This is a genomic window from Chitinophaga sp. Ak27 (assembly GCF_012726295.1).
In the GTDB taxonomy this organism is placed as follows: Bacteria; Bacteroidota; Bacteroidia; order Chitinophagales; family Chitinophagaceae; genus Chitinophaga.
The window spans coordinates 1,477,516-1,494,022 of sequence record NZ_JABAOB010000001.1 but is presented as its reverse complement, the minus strand read 5'-3'; the positions used below and the strand labels follow the sequence as shown (position 1 = coordinate 1,494,022).

General features: G+C 43.2%; 16 protein-coding genes and 1 tRNA gene. 9 read left to right on the top strand and 8 right to left on the bottom strand.

From position 1 onward, the window contains the following. Positions 1 to 128 precede the first annotated feature (128 nt). The 3 genes from HGH90_RS05865 to HGH90_RS05855 all read right to left on the bottom strand — a co-directional run bounded on the left by HGH90_RS05865 (position 129) and on the right by HGH90_RS05855 (position 5,700). Complete coding sequence (locus HGH90_RS05865; RefSeq protein ID WP_169190625.1) at positions 129 to 1,478, bottom strand: HlyD family secretion protein; 1,350 nt, start codon at positions 1,476 to 1,478, stop codon at positions 129 to 131. Between the two features lie 9 nt (positions 1,479 to 1,487). Further along, on the bottom strand, positions 1,488 to 3,674 hold the full coding sequence (locus HGH90_RS05860; protein WP_168767644.1) for a peptidase domain-containing ABC transporter: 2,187 nt from the start codon (positions 3,672 to 3,674) through the stop codon (positions 1,488 to 1,490). Positions 3,675 to 4,050: 376 nt separating this feature from the next. Then, positions 4,051 to 5,700: a vitamin K epoxide reductase family protein gene (locus HGH90_RS05855; RefSeq protein WP_168767645.1), complete on the bottom strand. Its 1,650-nt coding sequence runs from the start codon at positions 5,698 to 5,700 to the stop codon at positions 4,051 to 4,053. A gap of 1,286 nt (positions 5,701 to 6,986) precedes the next feature. Here HGH90_RS05855 and HGH90_RS05850 point away from each other — a divergent pair. From HGH90_RS05850 to HGH90_RS05830, 5 genes are all read left to right on the top strand, one after another. Further along, positions 6,987 to 7,199: a DNA cytosine methyltransferase gene (locus tag HGH90_RS05850; RefSeq protein WP_168767646.1), complete on the top strand. Its 213-nt coding sequence runs from the start codon at positions 6,987 to 6,989 to the stop codon at positions 7,197 to 7,199. 48 nt (positions 7,200 to 7,247) lie between these two features. Next, positions 7,248 to 7,742, top strand: a complete 495-nt coding sequence (locus HGH90_RS05845) for a hypothetical protein (RefSeq protein ID WP_168767647.1) — start codon at positions 7,248 to 7,250, stop codon at positions 7,740 to 7,742. 92 nt (positions 7,743 to 7,834) lie between these two features. Next, positions 7,835 to 8,158: a hypothetical protein gene (locus tag HGH90_RS05840; protein WP_168767648.1), complete on the top strand. Its 324-nt coding sequence runs from the start codon at positions 7,835 to 7,837 to the stop codon at positions 8,156 to 8,158. Positions 8,159 to 8,163: 5 nt separating this feature from the next. Next, positions 8,164 to 8,445: a hypothetical protein gene (locus HGH90_RS05835; protein ID WP_168767649.1), complete on the top strand. Its 282-nt coding sequence runs from the start codon at positions 8,164 to 8,166 to the stop codon at positions 8,443 to 8,445. A 65-nt stretch (positions 8,446 to 8,510) separates the two neighbouring features. After that, a complete protein-coding gene (locus tag HGH90_RS05830) occupies positions 8,511 to 9,149 on the top strand; it encodes a hypothetical protein (protein ID WP_169190624.1) in 639 nt (212 codons plus the stop codon). Here HGH90_RS05830 and HGH90_RS05825 read toward each other — a convergent pair. The 4 genes from HGH90_RS05825 to HGH90_RS05810 form a co-directional block, all read right to left on the bottom strand. Further along, positions 9,146 to 9,757: a phage integrase SAM-like domain-containing protein gene (locus tag HGH90_RS05825; protein ID WP_168767641.1), complete on the bottom strand. Its 612-nt coding sequence runs from the start codon at positions 9,755 to 9,757 to the stop codon at positions 9,146 to 9,148. The genes HGH90_RS05830 and HGH90_RS05825 overlap by 4 nt on opposite strands. Positions 9,758 to 10,176: 419 nt before the next feature. After that, a tRNA-Leu gene (locus tag HGH90_RS05820) sits at positions 10,177 to 10,260 on the bottom strand. A gap of 129 nt (positions 10,261 to 10,389) precedes the next feature. After that, on the bottom strand, positions 10,390 to 10,839 hold the full coding sequence (locus HGH90_RS05815; RefSeq protein WP_168767640.1) for a KTSC domain-containing protein: 450 nt from the start codon (positions 10,837 to 10,839) through the stop codon (positions 10,390 to 10,392). A gap of 106 nt (positions 10,840 to 10,945) precedes the next feature. Next, positions 10,946 to 11,581, bottom strand: a complete 636-nt coding sequence (locus HGH90_RS05810; RefSeq protein WP_168767639.1) for a LysE family translocator — start codon at positions 11,579 to 11,581, stop codon at positions 10,946 to 10,948. Positions 11,582 to 11,704: 123 nt separating this feature from the next. Between HGH90_RS05810 and HGH90_RS05805 the strand changes: the two genes are divergently transcribed. Both HGH90_RS05805 and HGH90_RS05800 read left to right on the top strand, forming a co-directional pair. Next, positions 11,705 to 12,622 (top strand): alpha/beta fold hydrolase, encoded by a 918-nt coding sequence (locus tag HGH90_RS05805; protein WP_169190623.1) that lies wholly within the window; start codon positions 11,705 to 11,707, stop codon positions 12,620 to 12,622. 136 nt (positions 12,623 to 12,758) lie between these two features. Next, positions 12,759 to 13,406: an NADPH-dependent F420 reductase gene (locus tag HGH90_RS05800; RefSeq protein WP_168767637.1), complete on the top strand. Its 648-nt coding sequence runs from the start codon at positions 12,759 to 12,761 to the stop codon at positions 13,404 to 13,406. Between the two features lie 11 nt (positions 13,407 to 13,417). On the opposite strand, the gene HGH90_RS05795 is transcribed toward HGH90_RS05800, so the two are convergent. Beyond that, the gene (locus HGH90_RS05795) at positions 13,418 to 15,325 is read right to left on the bottom strand and encodes an AAA domain-containing protein (protein WP_168767636.1); all 1,908 of its coding nucleotides are present in this window, start codon (positions 15,323 to 15,325) and stop codon (positions 13,418 to 13,420) included. A 137-nt stretch (positions 15,326 to 15,462) separates the two neighbouring features. On the opposite strand from HGH90_RS05795, the gene HGH90_RS05790 reads away from it, so the two are divergent. Further along, positions 15,463 to 15,870, top strand: a complete 408-nt coding sequence (locus HGH90_RS05790) for a DoxX family protein (protein WP_168767635.1) — start codon at positions 15,463 to 15,465, stop codon at positions 15,868 to 15,870. Positions 15,871 to 16,107: 237 nt separating this feature from the next. Further along, the gene (locus HGH90_RS05785) at positions 16,108 to 16,506 is read left to right on the top strand and encodes a hypothetical protein (RefSeq protein ID WP_168767634.1); all 399 of its coding nucleotides are present in this window, start codon (positions 16,108 to 16,110) and stop codon (positions 16,504 to 16,506) included. Position 16,507: the final 1 nt, after the last annotated feature.

Below are 16,507 nucleotides of genomic sequence, written 5' to 3'. Positions count from 1 at the left end.
TTCTTTTATTGGGGAGAAGTAGACGCCAATATCTGGAATCTGTATAATTCGAACAGGGACGATTCACAAAATGTATTTTTTTCAGCTAGTGCGGTTGAAATGCTATTGATCCGATATTTTGCCTTTATTTATTTCGATCCTACTGAAGTATACTTAATGGCATTGCTAATCAACCGGTCCATTAAACGTGTATTTCTAGTAATAATAATTGCCTGCGCCTGCAGGCCTGTTTTGTATGGAATAGATATATGATTATTGGTAACTAGTCCGTTGTCCAGTCGTACGGTTGCCATAAACCCACTGTCGGAGGCTATCTTCGAAACATAGTTAATCGTTCCTTTTACAAAGCCGACTTCTTGGTAGGGATATGCTGCAAAGCGCAGTTGTACCTGCAATCCGGTATCTATTTTTCCTAAATTGGTCTGTGGTAAACTTATCTCTGCAAAATATTGACTAAAGCCGGGATCAATATATCCTAATGTTTTTCCCTGGAGTAAAAATTGGTTTTCCTGTAACGGCACATTTAATACTACTTCCCCGGCAATAGGCGCCATAATAACATATTTTCTTTTCCACTCATCAACTACGTTTTTCAAAGATTGTATCGCCTGTTGGAAAAGGACTTTTTGCTGTAGGTAATCATGTTGCAGCTGGTCTATCTCTTTTAACTTGTCTCTTTTTTGAGACTCGTTGGAAATTAGTGAGGCTGTTAGTTGAGGGATGCTCATTTTCTTGTTCACAAACTTACTTTTCTCATTTCTGAATTCCTCTTTTGCGATTACTTTCCCATCAAATAATTCCTTATTCATATTGTAGCTTTCTTCGGCGAGTTTTACGTCCTGCTCTGTGAGCTCCAGCTGCTGTTGGAGTGTGAGTTTTGCCTGGTCCATTGATGTCGCATCTTGACGTAATGTTTCAGTTTTTCTGGCATAAAACCCGTTCACTACATAGTCATCAAATTGCTGCAACGACTTAATAAAATCGCCGTAGGGTTGTTGTATCTCGCCCAGGTTATTGTGATGCCGGGAGAAATATCGGACCACTTTCTCAAACCGACCATGATTAAACAGGGTAATACAGCTATCTATCTGCATAGACAACTCTAGTACTTCCTGGTGACTGGCATTGCTTTCCATCAATCCCAGCAGTTCATTTTTTTTTACCTTTTTCCGATTAAAGGTGAGCAGGTTTACTAGCCGCCCTTCCTGTCTTACTATGATTTCCTTAGGCGCATTGGTGGCGGTTAATACCGCGTTGGCTTCAATAATATCGGGGTATTTTATAAACCAGGTAGTTGAAAACAGCGACAGCAGGATGATTAAAAATAAGTACAAAGCCCATCGTTCCAGGAAACCTGGTTTATGGCTGATGATTTCCTGCACCATCTCCGAACGCTGTTGGATGCTATACACCATTTCTAGTATTTCCGCGGAAGGCGAAGCTTCCTTATAATTGTTTACCACTTCGTCTATCATCATCGTATTTTTTTACATACCGAGTTCTAGCTGGTTTTTAACCAGTTCATAATATTTTCCTCTGCTGGCTGTTAAAGATGCATGCGTGCCTTCTTCGGTTATTTTTCCGTTATCCATTACAATTATTTTATGAGCATTTTTCACCGTGCTTAACCGGTGTGCCACCACTATCACGGTTCTGCCATGAAAGAACCGCTCTAAATTCTCCACAATCGTTTTTTCATTGTTGGCATCTAATGAATTGGTGGCTTCATCGAAGAAAAGATACTGAGGGCTTTTATATACAGCCCTGGCTATGAGCAGCCGTTGCCGCTGACCCTGGCTCACGCCTACGCCTTCTGCACCCAGGATGGTATTAAATCCGTTGGGCAACGTTTCTATGAATGAGAAGATATTAGCAATTTTACAACTTCTTATTAACCGGTCGTGATCTACGTATTCCCCGCTCACGGCTATGTTTCGGGCGATGGTGTCGTTGAAAATATAGCCATCCTGTAATACAGCTCCGCATTGCTTGCGCCAGAAAGAGGGGCTGAGGTACTTAAAATTATTATCTCCGATTTTTATTTCACCCTGGTACTGCTCATATACCTTCAACAACAATTTGATCAAGGTGGTTTTGCCGCTTCCGCTGGCTCCTACAATGGCAGTGACTTTGCCTTCAGGGATAGTTAGATTGATATCTTCCAGCACTGGGTCATTCCCGGCGGACGGATAGGTAAACGACAGGTGATTAATTTTTATCTCGTGTTTTTCCGGTAGTGCGGCAATAAGTGTTTTGTTAACTGGTTCTTCATCTTCTATATTATGTACCTCGTTCAGTCTTTCCATACTTATTTTTGCATCTTGGATACTTTGCGATAAACCGATGAACTGATGTACCGGACCGCTGAGCTGGCCAATAATGTATTGAATAGCGATCATGGCACCGAAAGTCAGCTGTCCTTGTACTACCAGGCCTGCTACTGTAAAGCTGATGATAATATCCTTTCCCTGGTTGATGAATAATGCACCGGCCGATTGCCATTGGCTGTAGTTGAGACTCCTGAAAGTGAGCTTAAAGATTTTTGCCTGTATATTTTCCCATTCCCATCTTTTGAGTTGCTCTGCATTATTTAGTCTTATTTCCTGCATGCCCTGTACCAGTTGCAGAGTAGCATTGTTTTCCTTCGCCGATATATGAAAAGATTCATAGTTTATTTTTCTGCGGATCCGCATAAACAGGCGGATCCAGAGAAAATACACAGTGCTGCCTACCGAAAAGATCATGAACAGGGGGACACTGTAGGTGATCAGGATAACGGCATACAAGAAAAAATTAAGAATAGAGAAAATAGTGGTTAAGGCCTGACCGGTTAGAAAGGCCTGGATTTGTTTGTTGTCACCGATGCGTTGAATGGTATCGCCGGTATGATGAGCATCGAAATAGGACAGAGGCAACCTCGTTAATTTTATCCAGAAATCGGAGAGAATCGAAATATTAACGGTATTGGATATCCGTAGTTGTAACCTGCTTCTGATAAACTCTATCACGGTGCTGCTGAACGTGAGCGTGAGCTGGGCGACTAGCACAATAGTGATGTATTGCATGTTACGGGTATTTATGCCCGTATCTACCATACTTTGAGAAAGAAAAGGTAGTATTAGCTGCAACAGGGAGCCAATGAGCAGGGCAACAAACACCTGTGCAATAGACCACTTACTGGGACGCAGATAGCGTGTGATAATATTCCAGTTAAGTTTATTCTCTTTCTCACCTTCCTCTTCGTAAAACGAAGAAGCTGGCTCCAGCAGTAAAACCGTGCCTGCCTGTTCCTCTCCGTTTTTTTTGTTAGAGAGCCAGTAGGGTAGAAACTCTTTAGTGCTGTATTGGATCATCCCCCTGGCAGGGTCGGCAATCTGCACCTTTCTTTTATTCATGGATACCAGTACTACAAAATGGTTCTGGTTCCAATGTAATATAGAAGGATGGGCGATGGTCAATAGTTTATCGTACGTGATCTGAACGCCTCGTGTTTTGAATCCTAGCTTTTCTGCTGTCTCACTTATACCCAGTAATGAAACGCCTTGCTTGCTGAACCCTGTTTTTTGCCGGATGGTATCTGCATTATAATGTCTGCCGTAGTACTTCGCTACCATTCGTAAACAAGTGGGGCCACAGTCCATCTCATTCAGTTGTTTATAAAAAGAGAAACTCATTATCTATTTTAGTTATCGATGTCAAAAATACAATTGCAAATTGTTGCCGTAACTTTTTCCCCATATATCCAGTCCGTTTTCAATCAGGTAGCGGGGTATATCTATTCTATGGAGACGGTGAAAGTGCTCAGTATTTCTGTTTTCTATTTGATGACCTCCAATATATTTTGAAGAGGAAATCCCAGTTATTGAGAGAGGTGAAAAATTAATCATCTTCATAAAGCAGGATGAAAAATCTTTCCATTGCCGGGCGATAGCCCGAAAGAATTTTTCGGCTGGCCTTATTGCACGCTGCAACCAGTTGTTTGGTAGCGAAAAAAGGCTGTGACCTCCATATGCCGGCAACAATAGGCGTCCTCTATTTTATTATCACTGCCTACACTGTGAGGAAATATTTTAGGTCCTCCACGGTATAGATATCGGGCATCTGGTAGCCATTTATAAAGAATGTGGGAGTAAAGCTTATCTCTGTCTCATTACACCATTTATGCATAGCATCAATTTTATCCTCTTGTTGTTTCAACTCACCATTCATGGGATATTTGGCGGCAAATTGGTCGTAGTTTTTTTCTTTTGCTAGGTACCATTCGTTCAGTCCTTGTTTTATAGCGGTGTTATCGCCTTTATCGGAAGCTGCAATTGCCAGCAGATGCTTAACCGGTGGAGCACTTGGATCTCCGACCTTATTACTTGCGGTGAATATTATCTGGACCTGTACATTAGGGTTGTTCTCCAGCAATGCTTCCATAGGAACGTGAGCTCTTGCACATGGACCACAATAAGGATTACATACTTTAATGATTTTAAACGAAGCAGATGGGTCCCCCAATGTGATGCCTAGTCCATCGGAAGGAATAGAAAGTTGTTTTTGTTTGCTCAATAGGGCGTCAAATACCTGGCTACTATGCTTTATTCGCTGTAACCGCGATATGTTTTCCCTGCTTTCCCTAGCCTTTTTGAAAATAGGCATTAATGCAGTCGCTAGTATAAAGGGAAAGGTATAAGCGGTGATGATGGCTGGAAGCCACTCAATTCGGAAGGAGAGGGGAAATAGCGCCCCCAGCCTGCCGGTCGTCAAAAGTGTTATCAGTTGTAATACCAGTATGACCTGTACGAAAAGACAAAGCACACACCATTGCTGTGCAATCCGCCATTGATAATAGATAGAAAAGAAAGTGTAAGGGAAAGCCACCAGTATTAGTATACCTGTAGTAAACAGCACTTGGGCACTGTTAAGACCAGTAAATAACATAAGCAGTAGCCCACCGGAAAAATAGCTAAAACCAATGGAACTCCAGCTAATACCTGCTATTTTTGCTGCCTTGGACTGGAGAATAGAACCACAGTTTGTATTTTTTCCAGCACCGCATATTTGTTGCAATGCTGGATTATGCTGATCAAGTTCATACCATAACAGCAGCCCACCCGCTGATGTGCCGGCGAGATTTAATAGCGCAAACAATAGTGATGACCAACTGCTCATTCCGTATTGTACGCAGCTGATAACACTGGCAATACATACTATTACAGGAAGCGCTATTAAGCCTAATAAAGTAAGAGTAGATTTACGTTTTTCTTCTTTTGCATTTTGGGCAAAATCCTGCTCACCTGCATCTTCCCTGGCCTCCGCCAGTAATGCCACTCCTAGGTATCTGTTTAAAAAATCATCTTTTTTACTATGCCGCCATTTAAACGATGCGGGATCATAGTAATCAATGTAGTCACCGTCAATTTTTTTTACAATAGAAAAATAATCAGGTTCATTGTTAGCGCCTCTTATCTGGGTAATAAAAGGAGTAGGAGTAATAAGTAACTTATCGCTATCCAGCCTGACCGCCAGGTTATCTACTCCGAAACGTGTCAATATATCACTGATACTTAACAGACTATTGAAGTTGGGATGTTCTTCCAGTTCTTTGTTAATAGTACCGGCAGTTACAGGTACCTTGAGCGCCTCCATGAATAACAAGATAATATCTGGGCTGTTACTTTTGGGTTTAAAGAGTTTTTTTAAGAATGAATACATCTTGTTGGATTTTGTATAATTCCGAGATGCGATAGGTCCTCCAGCAAAGGATCTCCTGAGGTCTACCTGCAGCTAGTTTTCGACGGAATCGTTGAAGGGTTTACTATCGGTTGCTGAATGAATAGATGTTGTTGGGTACTTAACTAAGATTCTGAGTTCGCAGGATCATTAGTATCGGGGGGGGCGGTGAAATATTGTGATATACATCGTTTTTTTGAGTTTGGCAAAAATCAGAGTTTATATAGTGAGATTTACAGTTGCGGCCCTAACGGAGAGCTATTGTTCTCTTTACGAAAGTATGGGGGTGATTTCTGTTAAACAACCACTATTTTGATTTATTTCATTGCTATTTTGATTTTAAAAGGGATTAACCTGCAGTTAAGACTCAATACCTGTACCTGGAATAGCGGTTTAGTGTTAAGATGATTGGGCCAAGAGGGAGACGCAAAAGGATAAAGGCAGACTACATATTTAGAAAAAAATTATCCTCTTTATACTATGGCAAGGTGTTGCTCATGTTTAACTATCTATATAAATTTATCTTATCGATTCTCTGTTTCGCAAGTATTCGGGGGAGGAACTAGTTAATAAATGAAACTAAAAGAGTTGGAAACTGAGTTGGTACAAGGTAAGAAAATAATTTCTGACCAAGCCTTTCACAGTAGTGATACTGTTGCTCTTAGGGCTTCAAATTTATTAGAATTATAGATATGAAATTTATTAAATAGTGCCACTTGGTCTTTAGGAGCAGTCAACTGTGTGAGATATTGGCAACATTTTTCTATTTTAATTTATCTATTAGTAAATGTGTCGGTGTTACTCGCCGGGAATCGTTTGTTTGTCTGCAGTGTCATGGCGAGCCCATAAAGGAGGACCATGATTGTGACAATTTTTACTATAATCCATAAGCATCTACTAAAGCTATTGCCGATATATTTACTATACGTATCAATTTTTGTAGCGTTACGTCGTGCATAAAACTGTTTTCTACTGGCAAAAGTAAAGGCCAGTAAGCTTGCTACCATTATTATGATCCCCTTTTAAATTTCCATGGGAAGATCAATGTAGGAGTGTTAGGTAATGCTTTGAAATTAAGGCGTACTATTCGATAATGGAACCACTTTCTCTCTTTTTTATTCAGAATATTATTCTTATGGTCTAAGAAAATATTTTTATTCAGTAATACGGTATATATATATTTATTATCTCCACTGAGTGACTATTGTACCTGAAATTAAAGCACAAACCATAACATCTGTATTTTTTATTTATGACGACAATTAGGCATGAGAAAGGAAATAGTCCTTCACGGCTCTTTATTCAGTGGAATCGGCGGCTTCGACCTTGCAGCAGAATGGTGCGGCTGGCCCTGTCAGAAATATTCGGTGGCAGGAAGTAGAATTGGATCTGAACCTCTCAAGGAAGTATTGTTGGATGTTGTGGAAGCAGTCAGGCCGGGATGGGCAGTGCTTGAGAACGTTTTTGGCTTTATTACTTAAACGTTTGCCAAAGAATACGATTTGCTCTGTCATTAACTGGAATCCAAGTTGGCAGAAGCTGGCTTCCAGGACCGCGGAAATAAAGGCTACAGAAGACCTTTTATCTTGGAGCGTCACCAGGAAATGAGAACCGCCCTAAACAATATATCCCGGGTAGAGTTAAGAATGGCGGCTATTACGGAAAGTAAGCCCCTTGAGGATGCGGATTTTTTAAATGGAAATATTCTGAACAGATATAGCGGGCAGCTGGATAAATTAAGAAGCCGGCTGAAAGGCCAAAAGTATAAAAGCCTTTATTATCTCCAAACGCGGATACGGGAGTCTCATAATGCAATTAAACTATTAAAGCAAAGATTAGGTGATAATACCTATTCTTTTGCGCTACAATCGGAAGTCAGGCAGGAAGCCAGAATTTTTTACTTAGCCTGTATAAAGAGGGAACGGGAAGTGATTAAGTTTTGTCAGAAACATCGAGAGTATCTTGAAATGGACCAGGAATGCAAGGTATTAAAAACGAAAAAGGACATAATACGCGGTTGTTAGTCCCACACATATTTAAAGTAGAAATTTGTCTATAGGGCCTGGGGATGATGGTTACGGTACCTTAAATCACTTTTTAAGAAAATGTATAATGTATGAAAATTGAACTAAAGAACATACATCACGCTCATACTCTTTCTGGATCGTGGAATGCTTTCTCCGCAAATCTATACATTGACGACATAAGGATTTGTACTGTTACAGATAATGGATTTGGCGGCGGACTGGAGTATGGTATTATTGATCCTCTGCAAATAGATAAATTTAATCAGGCATTCGCATGGTGCCGGTTTCAGCCTCCGGTCAAGGTGTATCCCGATATGGCGGATAGCATTGAGACTGTAGCCCTGGACCTTGACTTATTCCTACAACAAATTGTGGAAAAAAACCTTGTTGCCAGGAGGAAACTAAGATGTTGAAAAAAATGGAGAAGAATTTCCTTATCGGCATACCCGGAGTCAATTATTTCATGATAGCCTTTAAGGTTCCTTTTGCACAAATACTTTCGTCACCTAATGGCGCATTAATGATGGAGAAGATGCTTAGAAAATATGTTGTACCGGAATTAAGAGGTGATAATATTCTTTTAAATACCAATGTCCCTGAATATATATTAACATCCGCTGGACTTAATAAGTGGCAGTATGTAAAACCAATTTCATCTACTGTTTCACCTAAAAAGAAACGACGGGGGAATCATCCGTAATTGGGCGTCAATAGACCCAACTTGGGGTTAGTTATTTTCTCAAATGTTAAGAGGTGAGGGTAGTTATGGAAGAACAATCATTAAAACCGCTTATTCGTTCGTTAGAACAGCTTGAATGCGATGATCCTATTTTAATAGAACAGGTTAACTTTTTTGCATATTGCAGAATTCCGTATTTTACACTTTCTCATGAGTCTTCGTTTCCGGATGGCACTCTTGAGCTCCGCCTACGGTGCCGTCGTGATACGGTTACTGGAATCTATAGCTTAGAAAATTATAATGGAACATTTATCAGGGAAATAGAAATAACCCAAGATATCATCAATGATATTGACCTCAGGGAACTGGATAGCGATATGGAAGACATTAACTGGAAAGAAATGATTCCATTGTTAGCTTCCTGCGAAGAAAACCAATCCTGTAGAACAGTGCTTGAAAGACTTGGAGGACTAGGAGCTAATGGGACTGCCGAAGGAATTCTTCAACAAAACCTTTTAAGAATAAAGTACTGGTCCCATACTGCATGGCACGATCCATCGCTAAACGAACAACGAAAACAATATATCCGATCACAGCTGTATTCAACAGAGTCATTGACTGGGGAAGGCCATTATTTTTGTTATTACCAGCTTTCCGGAAAGTATGAACAGTATCTAAAAGAACTGCAAAGGATAGGATTTAATTTAATGTTCCTTTTTACTTAAAGCAGGTTCTTTCTGGCCCTAATAAAAATTTTTCCCTTTTCCTGAATAAAGTCGTTCCCGATGGTTTGATCGAATGCGAAATTCCCTTTAGTTATGATACTTTTAACTATCAAATACAGGACTATCACGCGAGACATGTCATACTTAACCATATTTTTGAACGTCGCATAATAATTTTGCGGAGTTTCACCAGTAAGACAATCTAGTAAGTATCGCCTGAATCGAAAGCAGAAATCATACGTCACCTCCACTGGTGAAACAAATTCGCGCCTGACGTACTTTTTGAATTTTGTGAAGCAGCAGATTAGATGCCTGCTGCCCTGCCGTTTATTGTTTTCGACATACTCTTTATAATAATCCAGGAAGTTTCGTTTGACTTTATGATTCGGTATATATCCTGTTCCTATTGCCTGTGCTTCTACAATAGCCTGTCCCTTCTTGATTTCCAGGATGGCCAGAGTTTCTTTATTGTAATTCTTTTCCGTTGGAGATTTTGGATGGGCATAAATGAATAAACCAGTAGATGGTCTCTGTCCGGCCCCCCTCCCCAAGTCATAATGAAACATAATTTTGTCCCCGGTCCGATTGGGTCTCTTTATAAATCTCATCGTTCAACACATTTAAGGGTTAAGAAATATGCCTCAAACGTTGTACCGCAACCGTTATGAAGGAGGTAGAAAATGCTCCTCCATAGCGGGGTTGAAGGGTTTGTGTGAAGATGTGTGAAAAAGCGGCAGGAAATATTTTTTAGAAATCTTCTTACCCTTAGCCATTTAAAAAGATCATTAGGTCTTGCAGTCAGTGACAGCCTGACAGGGTTTAAAAGCCTTGCCCAGGTGCGATTTTTTCGAGGTAAAAAGTGATAAAAATGCAGGTGATATTCCTGCTTTTTTCCGCCTAAAGTGCGTGTCATAGTGCGTGTCATTTGCGTGTCAGAATGGGTGGGAAAAGGTGTAAAAAAGCGGAAAAATTTGACACGCACTAAATAAAAAAGCCTTGTAAATCAATGACTTACAAGGCTTATATGTGCCCAGAACTGGATTCGAACCAGCACACCCTTGCAGGCGCTGCGACCTGAACACAGTGCGTCTACCAATTTCGCCATCTGGGCAACTGATATTGTGTCAGGGGTTGCAAAGATAAGCAGACAAAGCATTTCGCCAAATTTTTTTTTAGATTTCTGCGATTTTATTGACGTTGCTGCCGAAAAATATAATGGAACCCCTTGCTGATAATGCGTTTAAGCCTCCATCGCTTTACTTACCCGGCGATACACAAACTCATGGTAAATATGCCGGCGGCAAAACCTGCCCGGCGTATCGGAGTTAATCAACTTCACATACAAGGCTTTGGGTACGTCGAGGTATTCATAGCTGCTACCATCCTGGAAATTCAATTGCAGGGTTTGTTTCTCGTAACTGAAATCCACAACAGTAGAGGCGGAGATAGTTTCGGTATACTGTGGTAACGCAGCAGCAATGGTTTCAGGAGCAATGCTTACCAGGAAATGGTAGGCTTCTATCACTGCTTTGCTCTTGGCCTCTGCTTCCAGCTTTTGCTCCTCTTCAAAGTCTACTAACTTATCAGGATGCAGTTCCTTCATCAGGTTCCTGTAAATGCTTTTTAATTCTTTTAACTCGGTTGTTTTGGTCACGCCCAGCAACTTCCGGTAATCAACTATTTTACTCATCACATATGGGTTCAAAAATAAACAGGCTGATCACCAGGAACCGGCTACCATCTATTTTGCGGTAAAAAAGCGCAAAGATACCCCGTTTTAAGCTCCCGGCAAGGAATTATTTACCCTTATCCAGCGCCATTTTCAGGGCCAGGCTGCCGAAAACGCCCGCCATAAACCACTTCTGCATTTTCACCCAGCGGGGATTGGCCGCAAACCAGCCCGTCACCCGGGCGGCAAATAATATGATGATAAAATTGACAGAAATGCTTACACTGATCTGGGTGATGCCCAGCATAAAGCTCTGGGCAAGTACCGACCCATACGCCGGTTTTATAAACTGGGGGAAAAACGACAAATAAAATACCGCCACTTTGGGGTTAAGCATATTCGTAAATAACCCCATACTAAACAATTTCATAGGAGAATCGGCAGCTAAGGTGCGGGTGTTGTCAAATAATCCCTTTCCTCCCGGCTTTACCGCCTGCCAGGCCAGGTAAAGGAGGTAAAGACTGCCCGCCATCTTCAACCCGGTATAGGCGAAAGGAACGGCCAGCAATACGGCTGTAAGTCCAAACGATACCAGCGTAATGTGAAACAGGAACCCGCAGGCAACCCCCGCCAGGGAAATCAGCCCCGCTTTCCTGCCCTGCGTTATGGAACGGGAAATCAGATAAATCATATTAGGCCCTGGTACTAATACCATGAGTAACGCGGCAAACGCAAATAACAGGAGTTGACTGATTGGTAACATGATAGGCAGATGATAGGTAAGAGCCCGCAAGATACAAATAAAAAAAGCCTTACGCATAACTGCACGCTAGTTCAGGAAATTGCTGTATTTTAATAGCCTGCTTATTGTTTCAAACTGATCTATATGAAAATACCCGCGTTGTTAACCATGCTGCTGGCCTTTATCGCAACAGGCCATGCACAGCAACTGGACTCTCTCAAATACCCGAATGGTTATCTTTACTTTCATACCTATGGCGCCGGAGCGCCGGTAATTGTTTTGTCTGGCGGTCCCGGCAACTCCTGCCTGCAGCAGGAAGAAGTAGCCATAGAACTCGGCAAAAAATACCGCGCCATTTTACCGGAACAACGTGGCACCGGTTTATCGATTCCCGTACCATTTGATAGTACAACGATTACCCTGCAATCGGCCGTGGAAGACCTGCACCGGTTGTTACAACACCTGCATCTTAAACAGGCTATTTTTTACGGGCATTCCTGGGGCGCTATGCTGGCTATGAGCTTCGCCGCACAGTACCCCGACAAAGTACGTGCACTGGTACTGGTCAATCCAGGTTATTACAAGTTTTCGCCCGACCTGCTCACTACGCATGTCAATAACCTGCGCTCCCATTTGGGTACAACAGATTTGGCATTGTGGGATTCATTGGGCAAAACAATAGCAACCGGCAAGGGTACAGCCACAGATTCCGCCCGGTATAACCGGACTATCCGGCTTGGCTATATTTATAACAAGTCGCTGATCGATAGCTTTATGACGAAGATCTACGCTGCAAAACCCAACGGGACGATGCAAGAACTTATGGTTAGCGATCTGAACCGGGCACATTACGATCTCAGTAAAAATTTATTTCATTACAAAGGCCCCGTGAGTATCATTGCGGGCGCCCAGGATGCACTGGCGTTTTATACATATGAACTGAAAGTAATCCGCCCAGCCATACAACTATACTGGATCCAGGAATCCGGCCATTTTCCTATGTTTGAACAACGTACTGCTTTTAATAAACAGCTGTGGAGCATAATGGCTGCCTGGCCATAAATGCAAATTATCAACGCTAAATTCGTATCTTCTGGCTACATATTATCCTGATAGTAGCACGGTAGACCGGCATTGCTCAAAATACCCGTATTAACACCAACACACTTTGTAAAAATGTTTCAAAAACAATGCAACTATGAAAGTAGGTATTATCGGATCCGGCGCCGTGGGACAAACGCTGGCCACCGCATTTTTAGCTGAAGGACATGAGGTAATGCTGGGCACCCGGAACCCGGACAAAGAAGAAGTAAAGAACTGGAAAAGTAAAAATCCGAAAGGCCAAACCGGCACCTTCGGGGCTACCGCTCAATTTGGCGAGTTACTGGTACTCAGTGTAGCCGGCAGCGCGGCAGAATCGGCAGTGCAACAGGCGGGCCTGTCTAATTTTGCCGGTAAAGTGGTGATCGACACTACCAATCCCATTGCAGCCGCTCCGCCCGAAAATGGGGTGCTGAAATTTTTTACAGAGCAGAACAGTTCCCTGATGGAAAAAATTCAGGGACTTATCCCCGAAGCCAACGTGGTAAAGGCTTTTAATAGCGTAGGAAATGCGCTGATGTACAAACCGCAATTGCCCGGGGGCAAGCCCACCATGTTTATTTGTGGCAATAATACCGCTGCCAGAACAACGGTAACGGATATACTGACGGCCTTCGGCTGGGAAACGGAAGACATGGGCACTGCGGTGGCCGCCCGCGCCATAGAACCGTTATGTATCTTATGGTGTATACCAGGCTTCTTGCAGAATAGATGGAACCACGCCTTTAAACTGCTGAAGCCGTAGTAACCACCAGGCTAGATGTCCATAAACTCCCAGGCACTCTGGTAAGCGTTTTTACTTTCTGCATAGCTGATAAAGCTGGCATAAAATCCAAACCCCGACAGGGTGCCACTATCACCTATTACCACCAGCTTCTTACGGGCACGGGTCATGGCAACGTTCATGCGACGGGTATCCGACAAAAAGCCGATATTGTTTTCCGTATTGCTCCTGGTCATACTGATGTATACAATATCCCGCTCCTGTCCCTGGAAACTGTCGATGGTATTTACGGATATTTTATCAGCATAGGGTTGCAGCGCCGGTGAGTGCTGTAGCTGTTCTTTCAGTAATTGTATTTGTTGTTTATAGGGAGAAATAACTGCCACCGTAGGAAAATCTTTCGGCTGGTAATGCATCCCCAGTGAGACTACCAGCTGGGTGAGGTGTTTAAACAGGAACACGGCTTCTTCCGGGTTGGTGGTACTGGTGCCTTCCAGCTTTTCATCAAAACCACAACCGGCAGTATCTACAAACGATAGCGGGCTGTCTTCCGAAAACAGCAGATGGCTGGCCACGGAAGCATGTGCTTTCAGTTTATCTCCGTAGAAAATACGGGAAGAATATCCCATAATGGTTTCGTGCATGCGATACTGCTCTTCCAGCAGGGTTACGCTTTCGGGGTATAAGGCGGTGCACTTTTCCAGCAGGGTGGTACTTAGTCCTTTCCGTGCCGCTTCGTCGGATTTAATCGTAGGCGATAGCTGGCAATGGTCGCCTGCCAGCACCACTTTCTGTGCTTTCAGGATGGGAATCCAGCAGGCTGGCTCCAGTGCTTGTCCTGCTTCATCGATTACCACGGTATGATAGCGCTGACTTTTTACGGTATAGTGGTTAGCACCCACCAGGGTAGCAGTGATCACCTGCGCTTTGGCAATGAGGTCGTCTATGATATATTGTTCGGTATTACCGACTTCCTTCATAATTTTGCGGGCTTCGTCAAACAGGGCTTTGCGTTGTTCTCTTTCTGCCTTCCCAAAATTGCGCTTGTATTTGTGGGCCATGTCCCTGAATTCGTTGGCTTGTTTTTTCAGGCGCTTAATTTCCTTCACACTGGGGTGCTCCGATATTTTGCTATCGAGTGTGAGCGACATGAGTCGCTCCGATACCCGGGCAGGGTTGCCTACCCGTAATACATTGAGTCCCTCATCCGACAACTTTTCGCTGAGCAGGTCAACAGCGGTGTTGCTGGGGGCTACTACCAGTATCTGCCGGCCATCCTGGCGGATAAGCGCCTTAATGGCCTGTACCAGCGTAGTGGTTTTACCAGTGCCGGGAGGGCCATGCACGATCGCCAGGTCATTGGCCGTCAATATTTTTTGAACCGCTGCCTGTTGGGAAGCATTCAATGCAGGATTGGTATAAGCCGGCAGGTTGGTATGAAAAGCCGGCGCCGTTTCCCCGGTGAGGATTTTTACCAGGCGTGCGCTGGGGTCCTTGTCAGGCAAAGCATCCGCCTGTTTAAGGGCAGACTGCATTTCATCATAACTATTATCGTCAAATAGCAGGTCGATACCCAGTTTGCCGTCGTTGGCCCAATCGGGTAACTCATCGGTGCGTAAGGTGATTTTCAGGCGGTTGCCGCTCTGGTAGGAGATGGTACCGTCTAAATGGTCGTCCTTGCGATTATGATTGGAAAACAGCACGGCAGATGCGCCAAAACGAAGTTGATGCGGAATATCCTGGTGGGTGGTGCGCTCTATTTCAACGGTGAGATAGTCGCCCCGGCTCATTTCAGACCCCCTGATGGCAATAGGATACCAGCTTAGCCCATTTGCCCTGCGTTCGGCTACAGACGTGCTTTCGGTCATTTGCTGATAAGATTTCCGGTCTACTTCCCGCTCTGTTTTGAGCAAATCAAGCTGCTTTTTGAAATAATCCATGATGCAAAGGTAAGATGTTCTGCTTTGTCGCAATCGACCATTAAGAATGTCGGATTCCCCCAGCAGGAATCCTGGAGAATCGATCTAAGTTTGTATCGTCAATCACACACAAGAAAACAAACAAAAAAATTAAATGTATGGAAACTCAAACATTGTATATGAACGCCAAGGCTCCTTCAAAAAGTGCGAATATTACGGGCTGGGTTATTACCATCCTCTGTGTATTGTTCCTGTTGGTAGATGCAGTGATGAAAATAGGTAAAGCGGCTGCTTCCGTGCAAGGCAGCGCACAGCTGGGCTGGCCTGAAACACAGGTACAGGGTATAGGCATTGTGCTGCTGCTGGCTACTATTCTCTACGCCATTCCCCGTACAGCTGTATTGGGCGCTGTTTTTGTAAGCTGTTACCTCGGTGGCGCCGTGGCCGTTATGAGCCGGTTAAATGCACCTTACTATTTCCCTATTGTTTTTGGTATCCTGATCTGGGTGAGCCTGTTCCTGCGTATCCCCGCGCTGCGTGCGCTTTTTCCCCTGAATAAAGCATAAAGCAGAAAGCAAATAGCTATTGAAGCGAATGATCTTTGCAAATATGTAATCGCATTGGTCACTCGCTTCAATAGCTATTTGCTTTCTGCTTTATGCTTTTTCTTTCGCCTTTATGCCGTATTTTTGTAGAGATCCTATGAGCCGAAATGAAAACTTTTATGCGTTACGCATTACCAAAATATACCTTTGCCAGTTTTTCGGCATTCATAATCCTTGTTCATTTAAATTGTCGACCCCATGAATCACTACAATGCCGGAAACGGCGCCCAACAAATCAAGTTAGCTGTTGATATCTCTACCAACGGGTTTGCCTGGACACGATGTTTTACCATTGCGCCAGACAACACGAAATTGCCTATACCAGATGCAGTATCGGATGCCTCCGGCGACATCAATACCATGGCGGTTGGCAGCGCCAAAAGTCTGCAGGGCAGCTTCGTGCACATCGTTACCAAAGTCGAATTGTTTTGGGACGATATCGATACCCGGAAAATTGAATTCGGGAAGATAGGTACCCGCTATACGCTGGATGGCGGTGGAGACGGGCGTAAAGAATTTACCACACCGGATCAGACCCTCAACGCCAACGGCGATTTTACGACGATCTATATTTTGATGACTGTTAAACTGGATTAAT